This is a genomic window from Lactonifactor sp. BIOML-A5, assembly GCF_009677585.1.
In the GTDB taxonomy this organism is placed as follows: domain Bacteria; phylum Bacillota; class Clostridia; order Lachnospirales; family Lachnospiraceae; genus Lactonifactor.
Map to the genome: position 1 here is coordinate 203,353 of NZ_WKYV01000003.1, position 19,794 is coordinate 223,146.

21 protein-coding genes and 1 other annotated feature are annotated in these 19,794 nt (G+C 45.9%); of the genes, 2 read left to right on the forward strand and 19 right to left on the reverse strand.

The window, feature by feature from the left end; all coding sequences use genetic code 11:
• Positions 1-8: 8 nt before the first annotated feature.
• The 4 genes from GKG41_RS03530 to GKG41_RS03545 all read right to left on the reverse strand — a co-directional run bounded on the left by GKG41_RS03530 (position 9) and on the right by GKG41_RS03545 (position 3,496).
• On the reverse strand, positions 9-983 hold the full coding sequence (locus GKG41_RS03530; protein WP_154257116.1) for a MucBP domain-containing protein: 975 nt from the start codon (positions 981-983) through the stop codon (positions 9-11).
• The gene (locus tag GKG41_RS03535) at positions 980-1,696 is read right to left on the reverse strand and encodes a hypothetical protein (protein ID WP_154257118.1); all 717 of its coding nucleotides are present in this window, start codon (positions 1,694-1,696) and stop codon (positions 980-982) included. Before GKG41_RS03535 ends, GKG41_RS03530 begins: the two co-directional genes overlap by 4 nt.
• An 11-nt stretch (positions 1,697-1,707) precedes the next feature.
• A complete protein-coding gene (locus tag GKG41_RS03540; protein ID WP_154257120.1) occupies positions 1,708-2,340 on the reverse strand; it encodes a hypothetical protein in 633 nt (210 codons plus the stop codon).
• Between the two features lie 172 nt (positions 2,341-2,512).
• Positions 2,513-3,496 (reverse strand): uroporphyrinogen decarboxylase family protein, encoded by a 984-nt coding sequence (locus tag GKG41_RS03545; protein WP_154257122.1) that lies wholly within the window; start codon positions 3,494-3,496, stop codon positions 2,513-2,515.
• Between the two features lie 220 nt (positions 3,497-3,716).
• Here GKG41_RS03545 and GKG41_RS03550 point away from each other — a divergent pair, with 220 nt between their 5' ends.
• Positions 3,717-5,246: a PucR family transcriptional regulator gene (locus GKG41_RS03550; RefSeq protein WP_173015552.1), complete on the forward strand. Its 1,530-nt coding sequence runs from the start codon at positions 3,717-3,719 to the stop codon at positions 5,244-5,246.
• Positions 5,247-5,313: 67 nt separating this feature from the next.
• Here GKG41_RS03550 and rplL read toward each other — a convergent pair whose 3' ends face one another.
• The 13 genes from rplL to GKG41_RS03615 all read right to left on the reverse strand — a co-directional run bounded on the left by rplL (position 5,314) and on the right by GKG41_RS03615 (position 16,158).
• Positions 5,314-5,691, reverse strand: coding sequence for a 50S ribosomal protein L7/L12 (rplL, locus tag GKG41_RS03555; protein WP_072850226.1), 378 nt, complete (start codon positions 5,689-5,691; stop codon positions 5,314-5,316).
• A 32-nt stretch (positions 5,692-5,723) separates the two neighbouring features.
• Positions 5,724-6,218: a 50S ribosomal protein L10 gene (gene rplJ, locus GKG41_RS03560; RefSeq protein ID WP_072850224.1), complete on the reverse strand. Its 495-nt coding sequence runs from the start codon at positions 6,216-6,218 to the stop codon at positions 5,724-5,726.
• A 52-nt stretch (positions 6,219-6,270) separates the two neighbouring features.
• Positions 6,271-6,413: a sequence feature (ribosomal protein L10 leader region), on the reverse strand.
• Positions 6,414-6,479: 66 nt separating this feature from the next.
• Positions 6,480-7,172 carry a 50S ribosomal protein L1 gene (gene rplA / locus GKG41_RS03565; RefSeq protein ID WP_154257125.1) on the reverse strand — a complete coding sequence of 231 codons (693 nt, stop codon included), beginning with the start codon at positions 7,170-7,172 and terminating at the stop codon, positions 6,480-6,482.
• Between the two features lie 125 nt (positions 7,173-7,297).
• Positions 7,298-7,723: a 50S ribosomal protein L11 gene (rplK, locus tag GKG41_RS03570; RefSeq protein ID WP_072850220.1), complete on the reverse strand. Its 426-nt coding sequence runs from the start codon at positions 7,721-7,723 to the stop codon at positions 7,298-7,300.
• Between the two features lie 75 nt (positions 7,724-7,798).
• Positions 7,799-8,314, reverse strand: coding sequence for a transcription termination/antitermination protein NusG (nusG, locus tag GKG41_RS03575; protein ID WP_072850219.1), 516 nt, complete (start codon positions 8,312-8,314; stop codon positions 7,799-7,801).
• A 16-nt stretch (positions 8,315-8,330) separates the two neighbouring features.
• The gene (gene secE, locus GKG41_RS03580; protein ID WP_072850218.1) at positions 8,331-8,537 is read right to left on the reverse strand and encodes a preprotein translocase subunit SecE; all 207 of its coding nucleotides are present in this window, start codon (positions 8,535-8,537) and stop codon (positions 8,331-8,333) included.
• A 23-nt stretch (positions 8,538-8,560) separates the two neighbouring features.
• A complete protein-coding gene (gene rpmG, locus GKG41_RS03585) occupies positions 8,561-8,725 on the reverse strand; it encodes a 50S ribosomal protein L33 (RefSeq protein WP_072850217.1) in 165 nt (54 codons plus the stop codon).
• 221 nt (positions 8,726-8,946) lie between these two features.
• Positions 8,947-9,552, reverse strand: coding sequence for a hypothetical protein (locus GKG41_RS03590; RefSeq protein ID WP_154257127.1), 606 nt, complete (start codon positions 9,550-9,552; stop codon positions 8,947-8,949).
• Positions 9,512-10,885: a hypothetical protein gene (locus tag GKG41_RS03595; RefSeq protein ID WP_154257129.1), complete on the reverse strand. Its 1,374-nt coding sequence runs from the start codon at positions 10,883-10,885 to the stop codon at positions 9,512-9,514. The genes GKG41_RS03590 and GKG41_RS03595 overlap by 41 nt, the downstream gene beginning before the upstream one ends.
• Positions 10,882-11,760 carry an ABC transporter ATP-binding protein gene (locus GKG41_RS03600; protein WP_154257131.1) on the reverse strand — a complete coding sequence of 293 codons (879 nt, stop codon included), beginning with the start codon at positions 11,758-11,760 and terminating at the stop codon, positions 10,882-10,884. Before GKG41_RS03600 ends, GKG41_RS03595 begins: the two co-directional genes overlap by 4 nt.
• A gap of 85 nt (positions 11,761-11,845) precedes the next feature.
• Complete coding sequence (locus GKG41_RS03605) at positions 11,846-13,069, reverse strand: HAMP domain-containing sensor histidine kinase (protein ID WP_173015551.1); 1,224 nt, start codon at positions 13,067-13,069, stop codon at positions 11,846-11,848.
• The gene (locus GKG41_RS03610; protein ID WP_226902377.1) at positions 13,057-13,752 is read right to left on the reverse strand and encodes a response regulator transcription factor; all 696 of its coding nucleotides are present in this window, start codon (positions 13,750-13,752) and stop codon (positions 13,057-13,059) included. Before GKG41_RS03610 ends, GKG41_RS03605 begins: the two co-directional genes overlap by 13 nt.
• Before the next feature lie 147 nt (positions 13,753-13,899).
• The gene (locus GKG41_RS03615) at positions 13,900-16,158 is read right to left on the reverse strand and encodes a glycogen/starch/alpha-glucan phosphorylase (protein WP_154257137.1); all 2,259 of its coding nucleotides are present in this window, start codon (positions 16,156-16,158) and stop codon (positions 13,900-13,902) included.
• A gap of 157 nt (positions 16,159-16,315) precedes the next feature.
• Between GKG41_RS03615 and GKG41_RS03620 the strand changes: the two genes are divergently transcribed.
• Positions 16,316-17,191 (forward strand): AraC family transcriptional regulator, encoded by an 876-nt coding sequence (locus GKG41_RS03620; protein ID WP_154257139.1) that lies wholly within the window; start codon positions 16,316-16,318, stop codon positions 17,189-17,191.
• Between the two features lie 48 nt (positions 17,192-17,239).
• On the opposite strand, the gene GKG41_RS03625 is transcribed toward GKG41_RS03620, so the two are convergent.
• Positions 17,240-18,271, reverse strand: coding sequence for a LacI family DNA-binding transcriptional regulator (locus tag GKG41_RS03625; protein WP_154257141.1), 1,032 nt, complete (start codon positions 18,269-18,271; stop codon positions 17,240-17,242).
• Positions 18,272-18,299: 28 nt separating this feature from the next.
• Complete coding sequence (gene malQ / locus GKG41_RS03630) at positions 18,300-19,787, reverse strand: 4-alpha-glucanotransferase (protein WP_154257142.1); 1,488 nt, start codon at positions 19,785-19,787, stop codon at positions 18,300-18,302.
• Between the last annotated feature and the right edge of the window lie 7 nt (positions 19,788-19,794).

The window sequence follows — 19,794 nt, forward strand, 5'->3', positions numbered from 1 at the left end:
CTTTACTTTTACATCTTTCTGCGCCGCGCAAGAATCAATGCAGCTGCACCTAATACGAGGACACCTCCGCCCGCGATTGCAGAATAGATCCATTTGGAATTATCTTTCTTTAATTCTTTATCCGCCAAAGGCACTTCTTCGTCTTCGATGGTTGTGGTATCCTGTTCTTCATTATCCTCTCCGCCTGCAGGATTCTCTGCCAGAGGAACTTCCTCCTCCGGAATCGTCGTTGTACCCGGTTCCTCGGTTGGTGTTGTTTCTGGGGTTGTGGCCTCCGGGGTTGTGGTCGTGCCAGGTGTTGTTGCGGTTCCTGGAGTCGTTGTGGTGCCAGGTGTGCCGGTTTGGGTTACCACATTTGTTGTGGTAGTCCCTGGAACAAACACCTCTTCTGTCTGATTTACAATTTCCTCTTGTGGCTGCACAGTATACTGAAAAGTAATGACTGTTCCATCTTTAGAAGTATCTACATCCACAGAACTAGTTCCCGGAGAGGTGTAATTTGCTATAACCGGTGCTTCCTCTGTCTTTTTCTCATTCTTGTTGCAAACTACTACCTTCTGAGTTAACAGTGAATTACCATCCTGATCTATATAATTTACTGTATAGTTCACTTCATCAATTAACTTCTTATATTGAGCTACATAAACTGTTTTTTTCGTGACCGTAGAGTTTGAGTCAAAATCAGGGCTCCAGCCGGTAAACTCATATCCGCTGCTTTCAGTAACTACAATGTTGCCAGACGTAACCGGCATCTTTGAGCCATAATCAACCCTAAGGACTAACTTCTCCGGATCCTCTTCCTCAATATTTGGCACGTTGCCTACTTGAGAAATGGTCCCATGTGCCCCTGCGCGAAAAACTACCTGATAGCTTCTTGCTCCCTCAGCGTGTACCGGAACGGCCGGAAAAAGTGCTGCTGCAAGAGTACAAACTGAGAGAAATGTTATTATTCTATTTTTCAGTCCGCTCTTTGCTTTTTTCATATTTCATCCTCTACTTTCTTTTTCCGTTTTAAAATCACCATTGTAATGGCCGCTAAACTTATCCCCGCCAAAGCCAATAAGGCTTCTACTGGGAATTCATCTCCTGTTTTCACTACCTTCGTGATCGTCTTTGCGGCACCATAAACCTTCTTTTCTGTCTTTCGTATCTTCTGAATAGTTGGAATCCCATTGTCCTCTGAGGCACTGAAAACCATTTTTATAGTACCACTTTCGTTTTCATATGTATTTTCCGCAGAATCCCCATCCAGATTAATTGTAATGATTATTTCCGATTTTTGTCCTTTTTTAAGGCTATCCAGCAATACTTGATTGTCTTCAGTTAATCTGTCCTTACCCAAATCAACCTTATCCTTCCCTATTATGCCAGAGAAGAAGGGTTCTGTTTCTCCCGCCTTTTGAAGTTCCAGAGTGTAAATTGCATTCTGATCCCCCTTATCAGCTAGGTTCTCAGTTATTTCCGTATACATATAAAATTTCATCTGATCCGAATCCACATTTTTCAGTTCTACGGTCTGCGCCCTGGTTTCTCCGGGAAGCATATTAGAAAATGCCTCGGACAGCGTCTCTGTACCGGCTGTTGTACTGAAGTCATCCGGATAAGTAAGGACTTTTTCTGATGCAAAAGCGGTTACGGCTGTTCCAATAACTAATGTGGCAATTAAAACAGCTGCTGCTATTTTCTTTTTAATCATCTTTGCCCTCCTTACTGCTCTTCTACCTGGTTAATAGATTGATCCGCATTCAGCCATACCTCTATCCCCCATTCAGCCATCAATGCATCATTAGGTTTTGTAGTATCTACCGCACCTGGTGTTACCTGTACCGCATCCGTTTCAAAGTCTATATGGCATTTCAATCCTGCATACTTGTTACTATTTTCAACAACGTTCTTTAATACCGTAACTTGGTTCATAACCTCTGCCTCGCTGCCCACCTCTAAGGGCTCACGATAGTAACAATAAACCAACTCACCATATTCCTTATCTGCGTCCTGCACGATCCATTTCTCTTGATTTACATGAACCTCTATCTGTTTTGCATCTGCATCAAAGTTTCTCTCCCCATCAGCATTGCACCAGTATTTATTAATTGCCACACGCAGATATGCCGATTGGCCGCCTGTATTTTTTACCGTAGACACAGCATCTTCAGGTTTTCCAGGAACAGCACCAGAAATATTTATTCCATCTTTAGGAGAAACTGTGATATCTACATTAGACGTCCCAACTTTATGTTCCACAGATGCTTCAGGCTTTGATGCCGCCATCGTCCCCCCTATAATAGTCGCAACCATCATGATTGCTGCCGTAATTATGAGCGCTATTTTCTTCTTCATATTCCAGCTCCTTTATATTAAAATCTAAAAACATGTTTAGAATGATTCACTATCTGATTGTATTATAGCCGGAAATTGTCACACGCAAGTCACACGTAAAGCATTTCTGTGACCAAAAAGAGCAAAAGTAAGACCGGAATGATGCCTAATCATCACCCCGGTCCCATCTATTTTATACTTCCGTATTAATTATATTGATCTCATCTTCAATAATTTCAAACACGCCCGGATATATGGTCTCCGGCAAACCATAAGTAATGCACGGGATAAATCCCCCCAGCTCCTTGCTTGCATTGCAGGCTCGACGCACTTCTCTGCGAACCTCCTCTTCCTTCCACTCCGGGAAGTCAAATACTCCTCCGTTAATCCCCCCCATCAGTACCATACGGCCATTGAGCTGCCTCTGCAGTTTGGGAATATCATTATCCGGCAGCACTCCCTGCCATACCTGAATATGAATATCCACCATATCCTCTATAATATTTGCACAGTAGCTGTCGGCATGATGAATCACCTGAACGCCTCGGTTTCTGATATAGGAATATAATTTTTCATACCTAGGTTTAAAAAACTCTCTCCAGGTCTCTGCGCTCATAAAAAGACGGTCCTTGGCACCCCAGTCATCGTGGGATAGGATCGCATCGGGCTGAAGATGATCTATCAGCTGTTTTGCATACTCCATCCTCCAATCCAGCAGGTAATCCAAAAGTTCATGCATTGCCTCTGGTTCCATGAGAAAATTCATTAATGTGTCTTCGAATCCCATTAAAAAATGGCAGCGTTCAAACAGTCCCGTAGCCATTAGCCCTGTCACCAGATATTCGTTCCGGTCAACGGCAGCAGCAACTCTAATAGCATCCTGCCACGTCTCCTCCGGAAAATCCAGAGAAGGAGCTTTCACTGTATTTCTCCAGTCACATACATCTGGGCATACTTTATTATTGTCAGTCACATAGGGCATACCGGCGTGGTCCCCCTTTTTCCACCGCATAGTTACCCCCCATGCATCTTTGGCATCCTGCCCTTCAATACGCCCTTCCATCGTCTGTGCAAGGAGAGGTTCATTCAATACGAATGCAAATGGTTCATATTGATTTACCAAGCGTTCTGGTTTTTCTCCGTTCAACAGCGCCATGTAATTTTTCTTAATATTCATTGACATAGTTCCTCCCTTTTCTACGCTTATAGACACAGAATACCCCTGCAGGCGGTACAACATGTAGTGTTGCCAATATGGCTTATAGCACTTCTCTTTCTTATGAATTCAATATTATCACCACAATTGCTATTTGTACACCCCGCACACTATTGACAGTTTTGCTCTTTTTCCCTACAATTAGTAGTGTGTAGTTTATAACTTTTGATAGGAGATGTATATGAAGCTAAACATAATGGTTATTTATGAGGCACTTTCCCGCAACTATACGCTCTGTTTTGTCACCTGTGTCGACACAAACTTTGCATACAGCAGACCGCGCCTGTATACGCCCGGAGCTAGTCTTGTGGAAAATGAGATATATGTTGCCAGAAGCAGTGATCTTCCTCCTCTGTCAGAAAACCAGAGTCCATCAAACATCTGTATTGTGGCAATTGGTAAACCTCCCGCCGAATATACGAAGTTGTCTCTAAACATTATATGGATAGAAACTGTCCAACATATCTCTTCTGTTTTTAATGAACTGCAGGAAGTGTATAATATTTATGACAACTATGAAAGCAGTTTAAATCAGGGGCTTCTGGAGCAATTAGGCTTCCAGACAGTAATTACCGTGTTCGAAAATATATTTAGGAATCCTGTGGCAATAGTAGATATGAACTTTCATTACCTGGCCAAAAGTCCTGAATTGGGAAACACCCCCGAGACAGCCGAATTAATGGCAGATAAAGACGGAAATATGCCATTGGATGTTGTCAATTCCGTGAAGTTCGACCCTATATTTAATGCTGTATCAGAATACAAAGAAGCTTTTTTATATGTAAATGATATTACAACCTCGCACAATCTTTGCCTCAACATCTGGCACCGGGAAAGTCAGGTGGCGAGAGTGTTGATTTTTGAAGTCAACACTCCTTTTTTAGAAGGACACTATTATCTCATGAATGCGCTTCGCCCTTATGTACATTTATATTATGAGCAATTTATCTTCAGCAATGTATCTCAGCCCTTATCTCTAAGACATACCTTAATGCAAATACTGGACGGACACCAAGTATCCTCTTATATTTTGGAACAGACCTTAAAAAATCACAGATGGGAAATGGAGGATACTTTTGTTCTCTATTATGTTCAATTAAGTGAAGATGACAGAAGAAGCAAAACCTCTGCCTTTATATGTAAAAACTTGATGACAGAGTTTTCATTTTGCACCGCTTTTGAATACAAGGATAATATTGTATTACTCATAAACCAGACGAGGGCAGGTCAGGATATAGAATTTGTTGAAAGCCGCCTGATCTATATTTTTCGGGAGAGCATATTAAAGACCGGAAAAAGCCGCAGATTTTCCGGTCTTTTCAGCATATCCGAATATTACCGCCAGGCAGTTGCAGCACTGCGTCTTGGGCATCGGTTTCAACCCACTATCTGGCATCATACGTTTGAAGAATATGCTTTCCTGTATCTTTTAATCGAATGCAAAAATCTAGCATCCCCCGGCACCTTATACGCCGACGGTCTATTGAAACTACGGGAATATGACAGAGATAATCATACATCATACAACGAAACCTTAAAGGCGTATCTGTACCACCATTTCAACACTACCCATGCGGCCGCCTCTCTATATATCCACAGAACCACGTTTATCGAACGTATGGGGCGAATTAAAAAGATTATTAATTTTAACCTGGATGATTACGATACCTGTCTTCACCTTATGATTTCTTATCGTCTGGAAGACCTGTAAGCAGGCACAAAAAAACTCCCCCACACATCCGCAAATGGACATCTGGGGGAGTAACTATATTTAAAAATTATTTCAGAGTAATCTTAGCGCCTTCGCCTTCCAGCTTAGCTTTCAGATCTTCTGCTTCTGCCTTAGATGCAGCTTCTTTGATTACCTTAGGAGCTCCGTCTACTAATTCTTTTGCTTCTTTTAAGCCTAAGCCAGTAGCTTCACGAACAACTTTGATAACCTTAACTTTGTTTGGTCCAACTTCTGTTAATTCTACGTCGAACTCATCTTTTTCTTCTGCTGCTTCAGCTGCGCCTGCACCTGCTGCTGCTACAACAACACCTGCTGCTGCAGATACACCAAATTCTTCTTCACATGCTTTTACTAAATCATTTAATTCTAATACGGATAACTCTTTGATAGCTTCAATAAATTCAGCTGTTGTTAATTTTGCCATTTTATTTACCTCCAATAATTTAATTTTATAGTTTAGTTTGCTGCTTCTTTAGATTCTGCAATCTGGCTGATAACACGAGCAAAGTTTGCGATAGGTGACTGGATGCTTCCAAGCAGTTTTCCGAGAAGTTCTTCTCTTGACGGGATAGCTGCAAGTGCTTCCACACCGGCTTTGTCGTAATATGCGTCTTCTACGACACCTGCTACTAATTCCAGCTTGGGAGCTGTCTTAGCGAACTTTGCGAGGATTCTGGCGGGAGCTGTTGCATCGTCCTTGCTCACTGCAAGAGCGTTAGTTCCTTCCAGATGTTTGCATAATGCTTCACAAGATGTTCCCTGGAATGCAAAGTTCATCATTGTGTTTTTGTATACTTTGTATACAACACCAGCTTCTCTTAATTCCCTACGCAGTTTTGTGTCCTGTTCAACTGTCAGTCCGCTGTAGTTTACTAATACGATACCCTGGGCATCGGCAATAGTGGCAGCAATCTCTTCTACGACTGGTTTTTTCAGTTCTACTTTTGCCATGAATTGGTGCACCTCCTTATAAATTTTAGTGTACCGCCGTCGGATTTTCCATTATAGCAATGAAAAAGCCCTCTTTATCCGAGGACAAAGAGGGCACATTGATTCTTATCTAAAAGAAAAAATCATTCCTCGGCAGGCGGTTTCATCCTTATGCCATACGGCACCTGCTGTCTTCGGCAGTGATATATGAGATTTCATATAATCCTTTGGTATTGTATCAAAAGCCGGACAGGCTGTCAATACATTTTTGTTGCAAATCTATTATACTAACTTAACAGGGTTGATCTTAACGCCAGGTCCCATAGTCGGAGCGATGGTAACACTCTTTAAGAAGGTTCCTTTTAATGCGCTAGGTTTCGCCTTGTTAATAGCATCCATAAGCGTCTGGAAGTTGTCCGCTAACTGCTCCTCTGTGAAAGAAGCTTTTCCGATTGGCACGTGAATGATGTTTGTTTTATCAAGACGATACTCAATCTTACCAGCTTTGATATCATTAACAGCTTTGGTAACGTCCATTGTAACTGTTCCTGCTTTGGGGTTTGGCATCAGGCCTTTCGGACCCAGGACACGTCCCAGACGTCCTACAACACCCATCATGTCAGGAGTAGCTACTACAACGTCAAAGTCCAGCCATCCTTCGTTCTGAATCTTGGGAATCAACTCATCCCCTCCAACGAATTCAGCCCCTGCCGCCTTTGCTTCCTCTGCCTTTGCATCTTTAGCAAATACTAATACGCGAACCTTTTTGCCGGTTCCGTGAGGAAGAACTACAGCACCACGGATCTGCTGATCTGCGTGACGTCCGTCACAGCCTGTTCTGATATGAGCTTCGATTGTCTCGTCAAACTTAGCTACCGCTGTTTTCTTTACTACTGCAACAGCTTCAGCTGGATCATATAATTTGAAGCGTTCCACTGCTTTGGCAGCTTCTACATATTTCTTACCATGTTTCATCTTAAATAACCTCCTAGTGGTAATTGCGGGAATTTCCCTCCCACGTGTCGTAATTATACGGTATCATCTCTCAGTTATTCCTCTCATGCACGAAGCATGAATCAATGAGGCCGGAGATGGGTATCTTAATCTTCTACAGTGATTCCCATGCTGCGGGCAGTACCTGCAACCATGCTCATCGCTGCTTCCAGAGATCCTGCATTTAAGTCCGGCATCTTTGTCTCTGCAATTTCCTGAAGCTTAGCTTTAGAAATTGTAGCAACCTTTGTCTTGTTAGGAACACCGGAACCAGATTTAATATTGCAGGCTTTCTTCAATAAAACTGCAGCCGGCGGAGTCTTTGTGATAAAGCTGAAGCTTCTGTCTGCATAAACAGTGATGACTACAGGGATTACTACATCGCCCTTGTCAGCAGTCCTAGCATTGAATTCTTTTGTAAACTGTACAATGTTTACACCATGCTGACCCAGTGCAGGACCAACCGGTGGTGCTGGTGTTGCCTTTCCAGCAGGAATCTGTAATTTAATATAGCCTTGAACTTTCTTTGCCATTTTGGCACCTCCTAATGTGGTAATGTCGGGGATTTCCCTCCCACGAGCTATCCGTCAGGACAGCCCTTCCTTTTGTTACATTTTTTTAACTTCTGCGAAACTAATTTCTACCGGCGTCTCGCGGCCGAAGAGCTCAACATTGATGGTAACAATCTGCTTTCCTTCATTGATACTCTGAATCACTCCGGTAGTATCCTTCCATACGCCTCCGGTGACAACCACGCTGTCCCCTTCTGCAAAGTCTACCTGGAGATCTGCTTCATGAATACCAAGAGGCTTCATCTCTTCTTCTGTAAGCGGCACTGGCTTGGAACCCGGTCCTACAAATCCGGTCACACCTCTGGTGTTTCTTACAACGTACCAGGTGTCATCGTTCATAACCATGTTCAGCAGCACATATCCGGGAAACATCTTTTTCTGGACCTGTTTTTTTACGCCGTTTTTAAGTTCTACAACGTCCTGCATGGGAACACGGACTTCCAGGATCTGATCTTCCAGATGTCTGTTTTCAATTGTCTTTTCAATGTTGGCTTTTACTTTGTTCTCATACCCTGAATAGGTATGGACAACGTACCAATTTGCTTCTGACATATAATCACCCTTGTCCTTACCTGATTAAGAAATTGATTCCCTCTAAGACCGCGCTGTCAAGAACTGCAATGATAGCGCCCAGGAGCACAGTAATCACCACAACGGCAACCGTCTGCTTTCCCAATGTCTTTTTGTCAGGCCAGATAATTTTCTTGAATTCGGTTTGGAGTCCCGCAAACCAGCTCTTTTTCTGAGCTTTCTCTTTCTTTACTTCTTCTGCCATGGTTTCACCTCTCGCGGACCGGATTATTTGGTCTCTTTGTGCATTGTGTGGGTCTTACAGAATTTGCAGTACTTTTTGGTCTCCATTCTCTCCGGATGATTTTTCTTTTCTTTTGTCATGTTGTAATTACGTTGTTTACATTCCGTACATGCCAATGTGATCTTTACGCGCACGACTTCCACCTCCATGTGTTCAATATCGCTGGTAGTTCACGTTCTACCAAGTTACAACGGACTTTTTTTCCGCCTGCTGCGGTTACCATACCCGCAATTTTAGGCATAAAAAAAAGACCTACTTCCATGTCGCTTGTCTACTATATCACATATTTTCTCCTGCGTCAAGCAGCGGCGGCAACTTTTACCGCGAAAGTATCTTGCAGAACAGTGCGCAGACAACAGCAAAAATTGATTTACTTTTGATATCTGATTCTAATTATGCTTAAAATCAGGCACACCCCTGAGATACAGAGCAGCACAGGCTTTTGACCCACAACCTGGGCGGTCATACTATTGAGAAAAAAAGGGCCCATCTTATCAGGGCCCCCGAACAGATTGGCCAGGTAATATCCCAGGGAGGCCAGATATCCAGCTATGTAATTTCGGGATATGACAGCGCCCAGCAGACCGAAGCTTCCCAGGGCCGCCGCGGTGCAAAAAGTCCCGGCAGTATAGGCCCAGTATGGAAACTCACAGTGACCGGCCCTGAGTAATGCCCCAAAGGCCAGAATACAGAGGTAAACGGCTGCGCCTGCCATGCAAATCCGCTGCCCCAAAGTCTTCCAGTGTGCTTTGGGCCGGGCCGCTACCATTTCAAAAATCTCCCTTTCCTGCTCCGGTGCCGCCAGTGCAGGAAACAGAAGCAGACCCGTCAGGGCCACATATTTCTCCAGACAGTCAGCACTGTATTGAGCATCCAGATACGTGACCCCGTGCAGAAACGGGATTAATACAAACAGACCGGCTGTCAGAAGTAATTTATTTGCGATGCAAAGTCTGAAATTTATTCTCCAATACATAGTTTCTCTCTCCATTTCTTCTTTTTCTGCAATAAACTGCTGCAGTCAATCCAACGAATAATGCAGCTATTCCCACCAGAAAAAGACGGTTGTAACAAATGATTTTGAGATTTTCCTCAATCAGTTCATATCCCCCCAGCATATTATGACGTATATTCAAAGTGAAGAGGGAATACTCACCGCTTAAGCTGGCTGTATTCTGCAGGGCCAGAAAAAATACAGCGCTCTGCACAAAGACTGCTGCAGGCGTACCGGTAAGCACGGTCAGAAACATACTCACCGCTGAGACTGCCAGCAGGGTGGGAAGGAGCCATGCGCCAATATACTTGCAGAAGCCCAGATAGTCCACAGCAATCTGCATTTTTCTCCCATAATCCGCCAGGGGAAGAAGACTCTCCAGAGTCAGAACAAGTACCGGGATCAGCATCATAATGATACACGCTCCGTAACGGGCTCCTATAAGTTTCCAGCTGCCCGCGCTTCTCACAGCTATCAGCTCTGCCATCTGATTTTTTTTATCCTTGAGGAACAGTCCTGACACCACAAACGCAGGAAGTATCCCCAGCATAATCCCCATATAGTCACAGTAAAGGCGGCCGAATGCACCGGTAATCCCATCCTTCTCTGTCAGGTTCCCATACCGCTTTGCAGCCTCTTCATAATAAACCTCCGCACGCCCGTAATATGCTTTTAAAAGATTCAGGCTATAGTTGGAATCCTTTCCTATCATATGTTCCATATCTCCGGCGATCTCCAGAAAGCGGGCAAAGCTAACCCGGGACACAAAGGTCTCAGCGGCACCATTCCCTTGGTTTTGCTCTGTTTCTATTATAAATCTTCCGCCATCTTCCCTGATAGTATAGGAACTGTCCCCATCCCCTCCGGAAGCAGGTATTTCCGCATAGACTGGGTTTGCAGGAAAATAGCCCGGGGGCATGTTCTCTACTTCCTCCGGCGTGCAGCCTGTAATTTCTCTGATGTATCCCGCAACCTTCTCCTGTTCCCCGCTGCCTAAGGATTTTTCTTTATAATACCCCAGGGGATAGCAGGCATAGAGGTTGCTCTCATACTCCCGTACCATGGTTTGTACGGCCCCGGCCATTACCTTCTCCTGGGCTTTCTTATCCGTCTCCAAATCCGCCGGTTTCTCCCCATAATAGGACTCGCCTTCCCGGGGCTGATGCAGAAAGCTTCCCTCCCTGGAGCTGCTGCCTATCTCTTGCCTGGTAACTCCCTGAAACTGCGTCTTCCAGTTTATTATTAATATAAGAACAAATCCCCAAAAAAGGATGCTTTTGCTGAGTTTTCTGCATTCCTTGAGCAATAGCCTCATTCCAGGCCCTCCTTTCCCTGGCTGCGTATCAAAACCATGTAGCCGTTCTCCACACTCCCCCGGCAGCATTCTGCTTTCGGGTCAGGTGCTTTCCCGGCAAGTATCTTCAGGCGGAGACTTTTCCCCAGCATCTGTGTCTCCAGCACTTCACAGTTTTGTCTCCACGTCTCTTCTTTCTCCACAGGCACCTCCAGCTGCCATACCTTCCCGTCTGCCTTTTCGGATAGTTCCCGGCAGCTGCCCTGGAATAAGAACCTGCCCTGGTCAAGCACAGCCGCCTGTCCGCAGGCGGCCTCTACATCCCCGGGAATATGCGTGGACAGTAGTACAATTCTGTCTCTGGCAGACTCTGCCAAAAGGCTGCGGAAGCGGATGCGCTCTTCGGGGTCCAGACCTGCCGTTGGCTCATCTACGATCAAAAATCCCGGATCTGTCAGCAAAGCCTGGGCGATGCCCAGACGTCTCTTCATCCCTCCGGAAAGCTGTCTTACTTTCTTAGCCGCCTGTTCCTCCAGATTTACCTGTTCCAGCAAAGATTTTATCCGTGGTCTGTAAGCAGACCGGGGGAGTTCCGAAAGAACTGCCAGATATTCCAGAACCTCTGTCACACGCATCTCTGGGTATACAGAGAATTCCTGGGGAAGATAACCGATTCGTCTGCGGAATTCCTTAACATCCCTTATGGGGCTTCCGTCCACCCGAATCTCCCCGGCATCTGGTTTCAATATAGAGGCTAGGATCCGCATCAGCGTCGTCTTTCCTGCCCCGTTCTTCCCCAGGAGCCCGTACATTCCGGGCTCCAGCCTCCACTCCAGCCCCTTTAGCACCTGCTTTTTCCCGTACCATTTTTCTATCTCCTGCATCTCAATACGCATAAAAAATACTCTCCTTTCCGCCGTCTGCAGCAGCTTAAGGAGAGTATAACGAACCCTGGTCAAAAGTCTGTCAATTTTCTAAATATTACATAGCAGGCAGTTTATGGGAAACTGCACAAAATACAGCTGTCACAGCCGCTCCGCCCTCGGATCTGTTCTCCAGTGTCAAAGAGCCTTGATGAGCCTGGCACAGAACCTTACTGACATACAGTCCCATCCCCACATGTCCCTGTTCTCCCTCTTTCTCCCTGGAATAGAAAGGAAGGCAGGCGTCGGCAGCCTCCTGTTCCCTGAAGCCGGGACCGTCGTCCTCCACCTTTACGGCGCACGCCTGCCCTTCCTCCGCCCCGGTAACGGTAACCGTCACTTCCCGGGAGGCAAACCGCAGACCGTTTGCCGTAAGATTTTCAATCACACGCCTCATCAGAGTGGGATCCCCAAACAGGCAAAAGTCCCTTTCCGGAGGTATAAGCTTCAGGCTTTTTCCCGCCCGTTCAGCCAGAAGCTCCAAATCCTTTTCCATCCCCTTAACCCAGTCCTGAACCTGTAGTTTCCCGGGACTTAGGCGCACCTCCTCCAGACACATCAGATCCCGCATAGAATTCACATAGGATTCCATACGCTCGGATGCCGTCCGGATCATAACCGCATATTTCTCTGCCTTAGGGAAAGACAGCTCCCCTTTCCCTGCGCTTTTTTCCAGATACTCCGCCGCTCCCTGAATGATCGTAATGGGAGTGCGCAGATCATGGGCAATAGAGGCATTTACTTCTTTCCTCTCTTCCAGGATCCTCCACATCTTCTTTTCGTTTTCCTCCAGAGCGCTTCTCATCCCTTCAAAAGCCTGACAGAGTTGTCCCAGCTCATCCCCGGAAGAATAAGAAACCGTAAAATCCAGGTTATTCTCTGCGATTTTCTGTGTGCCGCCGGACAGAAGAGTCATTGGTTCTTTCAATTTCCTGCGGTAAAACAGACAGGCGGCTGCGGCGACCCCACCGATGCTGTAAATAACCGGGAATATAATATTTCCTGCGCCTGCCGCCTCATATAAAAGCTTCTTTCCTCCCTGTAAGTCTTCGAATTCATACTCACTGGGATTTACTTTCACCTCCCCGTGCGTCTCCCCTATTTCCAGGGTGTACCCCTGAATCAAGAGTCCTCTCCCCTTCTCCAGACGGCCCTGCAGCGCCCGCAGACCTGACAGGGTCAGGACCGTCAGCAGGACAACCAGAAGTATCATAGTTCCCATAAGGAGCATAAGGCTTTTCCGAATCGGCATGTTCTTAAATGCTTCTTTCACTTTTCCCATGTATATCCCACTCCCCATACAGTTTTAATCGGGTCCTCTATTTTCCCTGCCGACAGCTTCTGGCGTATCTTTCGGATATGCTCTTTGATTACCTGACTGTCGCCCTTTCCGTCAAATCCCCGCACGCTCTCATAAATACGCTCTTTATCAAAAATCTGGCCCGGGTGAAGGGAAAGCAGTTCTATGATCTCAAACTCTGTTTTTGAGAACTCTATCTCATAATCAGCCCCATAAATGAGGTGCTTATCATAGTCAATCACAAGGTTCTCCTGAATGCGGCAGCCGGCCCCCAATGCACAGGTATCCCGGCTGCGCTCTTCCCGGATGAGATGTGTCTTTACCTTCTGGGCAAGCACGTCCAAATGAAACGGCTTCATAATATAGTCATCCCCGCCCATGCGAAGCCCTTGTATCTGATCCTGATCCGTCCCCCTGGCAGTGAGAAAAAGAATCGGGCTCTGGTAAAATCTGCGGATCTGTCTGCAGAACGTCAACCCATCGGTTCCCGGCATGTTGATATCCAGCAATACCAAGTCAGGCTTCCTGCCAAGAGCATGCATTGCCTCCTCCGCATTTTGGGCCGTCAGTACCCGGTAGCCCTCCTCAGAAAAAAAATCAGACAGAAGTTCCCTTATCATCTCCTCGTCGTCTACGATTAGGATACAGTATTGTCTCTGATACACGCCTGCTCCCTCCTTCCTCTCCCTACTATACCACAGAAATGTCAATTTTCCGTCAATCCGCAATCCCCGCAGTTTCATTCAGCCTGAGGCTGCGCCAGACTTACGGCCCAAAAAGCTCCGCCCCCCGGTTTGAGGGGCGAAGCCCGATTAAAGCTTCCAGATATCCCTGTTGTACTCACTGATAGTTCTGTCAGAGGAAAAGTATCCGGCCTTTGCAATATTCACAAGCATCTTCTCTGCCCATGCTTCTCTGTCCTCATAATCCCTGTATATCCGCTCTTTTGTTTCAATATAGTCTCTCAGATCCAAAAGCGTCATAAACCAGTCCTTTTGAATCAGCTCTGCGTGAATGCGGAGAAGATGGTATGGATCCCCAGTCCGCATCATCTCGGGGCTGATAATAAAGTTCAAAAGCTCACGGATCAGCGGGTCATTGATGTAGTACTCCGCTGCCCTATAGTCGGATTTCTCGTAGTGTCCGATAACCTGCCGGCTGGATTCCCCGAAAATGTAGATATTTTCATCCCCCACCAGTTCGTGGATCTCTACATTTGCGCCGTCCTCCGTCCCAACGGTCACTGCCCCGTTAAGCATAAACTTCATGTTGCCGGTACCTGAGGCTTCCTTAGAGGCAAGGGAAATCTGTTCCGAGATGTCACAGGCCGGGATCAGTTTTTCTGCCATAGATACATTATAGTTTTCTACCATTACCACCTTCAGATATGGACTTACCTGGGGATCCCGGTCAATGATCTCCTGAAGGCATAAAATCACATGGATAATATCCTTGGCAATGGTATAGGCAGGCGCTGCCTTTGCCCCGAAGATCACGGAAATAGGCGTTTGAGGAAGGTTTCCTTTTTTAATCTCCAGATATTTGTAGATTACATACAGCACATTCATCTGCTGGCGCTTATACTCGTGAAGGCGCTTGATCTGTATATCATAGATACTGTTTTCATCCAGCTGTACGCCTAACGTCTTTGCCAGATAGGATTTCAGCTCCTTTTTATTCTCAGCTTTAATCTCCAGAAGCCGTTTTTGCACCTCACGGTCGTCTTTCAGGGACAACAGCTTCTCCAGCACGGCGGCGTCTTTTTTATATCCTGTCCCTATTAGGGTATCCAGAAACTCCGTCAGTCTTGGATTACAGTGAAGCAGCCATCTCCGGAACGTAATTCCGTTTGTCTTATTGTTAAATTTCTCCGGATATATCTTATAGAATGCCTTCAGCTCTACGTTTTTAAGTATCTCCGTGTGGAGGGCAGCCACTCCATTTACGCTGAATCCATAATGCATATCCATTCTGGCCATGTGCACCCTGTTTTCCCCGTCAATGATCTGTACCTGGGGAGCCTTGTAGGTATGCTCCACCTTCTCGGCCAGCATACGGATAATAGGCATCAGATGGGGGACAACCTCCTCCAGATAGGAAACCGGCCACTTCTCCAGCGCTTCCGCAAGAATGGTATGATTGGTATAGGCGCAGGTGCGGGATACAATCTCAATGGCTTCCTCCCCAGGGATTCCTCTGTCCATGAGAAGCCGAATCAATTCCGGAATCACCATAGAGGGATGGGTATCGTTAATCTGAATCACCGCGTGCTCGTACAGTCTATGAAGATCATAGCCCTTCTCCTCACAGTCCTTCAAAATATACTGAGCGCCGTTGCTTACCATAAAATACTGCTGATAGATGCGGAGCAGTTCCCCGTCTTCGTCACTGTCATCCGGGTACAGGAACAAGGTCAGATTCCTGGGGATGTCTTTCTTATTAAAAGAGATTCCTTCCCCTACAATACTGTCATCCACGGTATCTACATCAAAAAGATGCAGTTTGTTTACACCGTTTTCATACCCAATGACATCAATGTCATAAAGCCTGGACTTTAAGGTAAAATCTTTAAACGGTACCTGGAACCCAATTCCGGTGTCTGTCAGCCAGCTCTTTTTTTCTATCCAGGGATTGGGCATCTCCTTCTGCTGGTTCTCCCGGAACACCTGACGAAACAGGCCCAGATGGTAATTCAGACCGATGCCGTCCCCACCCAGCCCCAGTGTGGCAATAGAATCTAAAAAGCAGGCAGCCAGTCTCCCAAGTCCTCCATTTCCCAGAGAAGGTTCCGGTTCAAACTCCTCAATTTCTCCGAGGCTCATTCCGGCATCCTCAAGATACCTCTTAACCTCATCATATACCCCCAGATTAATCAGGTTATTGCTGAGAAGCTTCCCAATCAGAAATTCTGCAGATATATAATATACCTTTTTCTCTCCTTTTTTTCCCTGCTGCACCTTTTCTGCAGCACAAGCCTTTACCGACTCAAGAAGGGCACAATACACCTCCTCCTTCGCTGCCTCTCTGATATCCTTTTTCAGTAATCCCTGAAATCTCTCTAAAAACTCCATCTCTTCACCTCATTTTCATAGTAGCACTTTTATGTTGCCGTTCACCCAGTTCTCAATAGCACTTTTATATATTATACGTTTATTATCCCCTGATTTCTTGCATTATTCCAGAAAAAAGTGATACAATACTATCATGTCATAGAAAAAGGAGCCGAACATGAAAGCCTTCGATTACGAATATTATCACGAAACCAAACCTCATGTGAATCCCCGCTTTCCTTATAATACCTATCTGTGTACCATTCCTCTGGACTTTACTAATATTTCTACTCACTGGCACGATGAACTAGAGCTCATAATTATAAAAAAGGGACAGGGCAGGACAGACGTGGATCTGATTTCCCATGAAGTACAGGCAGGTGATATCATACTGGTGCTTCCCGGACAGCTTCACTCTATATCTCAGCTTTGTGATCAACATATGGAATATGAAAACATTCTTTTCGACACCCGGCTCCTCTACTCTCAGCACCCTGATATCTGCACCACAGAATATCTGCGGCCTTTTTTTGAAAGAAGGTACTTCGTCCCCTCCCACATTCACAGCGGATATCCTTATTACCCTGGCCTTTATGGATGTATCAAAGAGCTGGACGATATATGTTCCAGGCAGGAACCCTATTATGAGCTGTTTATAAAGAGTATCCTGTACCGCTTCTTTTTTCTTCTTTTTTCCGCCCAGCCCCGGCAGGAAGTCAGCTACGCAGGAGAGCAGAATATTCAGCGGATGAAGAAGGTCCTTACCTTTGTGGAGGAAAATTATATGCATTCTGTGTCCCTCTCAGATGCTGCCGGGTTTCTGAATTTCAGTCCGTCTCATTTTATGCGATTTTTCAAACAAAATATGGATATGACCTTTACCGAATACCTGAATGACTACCGTCTGTCCATCTCTGCCAAATATCTTTCGGAGACAGAGGAATCTATCCTGTGGGTTGCGGAGCAATGCGGATTCTCCAATTTATCTTATTTTAACCGCCTCTTCAAGAGAAAATTTAACATGACTCCCAGAGAATACCGCAGTGCCAGATAGCAGCAGAGACGCGGGGGACATCCCTCACGTCTCTGTCTCTTGTCTCACTTATCCAATTTTCCTTGTAGACTCCCGTTTCAGAAGTTCTCCCTCGAACTTCTTGTTGGGGGCTTTTTCCTCATGCCGGATCATATAGAAAAGATTTTTAATAGAACTTTCCGCGATCTCTTCCAGTGGCTGCCTTATAGTCGTGATAGACGGTTCATAATAGAAAGTCTCCGGCAGACCGTCAAACCCTGCAACAGAATAATCCTCAGGTATTTTTTTCCCCTTTTGAAATGCTGCCTTACAGGCTCCCACTGCTACCATATCAGAAATAGCGATAACCGCAGTAAAGTCTTTCTCACGCTCCATAAGCTGCTGCATCATCACATAACCGCTTTTCCTGGAATACACTTCGCAGTCCTTGGGGGTATAGACAATCAGGTCTTCATCTAAGGGGATTCCGTGTTGGGCGAGGGCGCTTTTATAGCCCTCCATACGCAGCTTGCCGATGCTTTCATCATCCTTTTGGGCGGACAAAAGGGCGATTCGCCTGTGCCCAAGGCCGATCAGGTAATCCGCAAGCCTTCTGCTCTCTTTCTTGTCATCCACAGATACAAATGAATACAGACCGTCTTCCACAGAATTATCCAGCTCCACGGTACTTACCACAAAGGGTACCTTAAGCTGCCTGAGTGCCTCGTCGCTGTGTTCTGAGAACCCTCCCAGGAATACAATCCCCATAAGTTTTTTTTCCTTAGCCAGCCCTATGGCAACCTCTATCTCATCCTGGTTGTTGTCAATATGCTGGAGGAAAAAATCAAATCGTTCATATTTTATCTCTTTTTCAAAGACTCGTATCATACTTGAGAAAAAAGGATTGTCTATAGCTTTCACTAAGATTGCTATGGTTTTGGATTCCGTTCGCTTCAGGTTTCGGGCACTGTTATTCGGAATGTAATTGTACTCCTTTATGATATTTAATATATGGTCCCTTGTCTCAGGATTAATATCCGGGTGGTTGTTAATAGCACGGGATACCGTACTTACGCCAACTCCGCAGAGCCTTGCAATATCCTTGATTGTGACTTCCTCCATGCCTGCTTCCTTTCCTCCTGCTCTATCATCAGTAGTTACACCTACCACTAATTATAGTTAATTTCCGTATTTTTTCAAGCAATTTTGGATCGGTTTGGCCTTTCTGCAGTCTCCATCTCCAGTTTCCTCCCACTGTGGAAGGCTGGTTCATACGGGCTCTGTTGTCTAACCCCAGATAGTCCTGCATGGGAATGATGCATATTTTAGCCACACTCATCATAGCCAGCCGGATAAAATCCCAGTGAATCTCTTCCAGGGGTGTCCGGCAGTTCCCCATGTATTCCCGGCAGTACTCCAGATCCTCCGGACAGAGATTCTGATACCAGCCGGTAATGGTCTCATTGTCATGGGTGCCTGTATACACTACACAATTAGAGGTATACGTATGGGGAAGATAATTGCTGGCCTCTCTGGAGTCAAAGGCAAATTCCAGTACCTTCATCCCTGGATATCCCGTATCCCGGACCAGATTCTCCACTCCCTCCGTAATAAATCCCAGATCTTCTGCAATGACCTGTATCTCTCCCAATTCCCTTTGTATGGCCTGAAAGAGTTCCAGGCCGGGGCCATCCTGCCACTGGCCATGCTCTGCAGTCTTATCCCCAAAAGGAATGGCATAATATTGGTCAAATCCCCGGAAGTGATCGATCCGCACCACATCATACCACTCACTGCAGCATCTCATCCTCCGGATCCACCACTCATATCCGGTCGCCCGGTGGCGGTCCCAGTCATAAAGGGGATTCCCCCACAGCTGTCCGGTGGCCGAAAAACCGTCCGGGGGACAGCCCGCTATGGCTGATGGCAGTCCGTCCGCCCCGAATTGGAACAACTCCCGGTCTGCCCAAACATCTGAGCTGTCCAGCGCCACATAGATGGGAATATCCCCAATGATCCGAACTCCCTGACGGTTGGCATAGCGTCTGAGCTGATTCCACTGTCTGTAAAATTCATATTGTACAAACTGATAGAAATAAATCTCCTCCCCCAGTTCCCTCCGACAGGTCTCCATCGTATCCGGATCTCTGTCCCGCAGTTCGCAGGGCCATTCCAACCAGCTGACATGATTCATTTTCTTCTTAATTGCCATATACAGAGCATAGTCTTCCAGCCACTCTCTCTGCTCGGCCAAAAAGTCCCGAAACTCTTGGCTTTCTCTCAGCCCGCTTCTTCGGCATGCCGTCCCCAGCAATGCATCTCTGCTTCTGTAAAGTTTCTCGTAATCCACGTATTGGGCATCTTCTCCAAAGTCCGCGGTTCTGCATTCTTCTTCTGTCAATAGTCCCTGCTGTATCAGTGCCTCTAAATCAATAAAATAAGGATTTCCTGCAAAAGTGGAAAAAGACTGATACGGTGAATCTCCGTAGCTGGTAGGTCCCAAAGGCAGAATCTGCCAGTATCTCTGCCCCGCCTCTCTTAAATTGTCAACAAACTCATATGCACTTTTTGAAAAACATCCAATGCCATATTCCGATGGCAGGCTGGAAACAGGCAGTAATATTCCACTTGATCGCATTTACAAT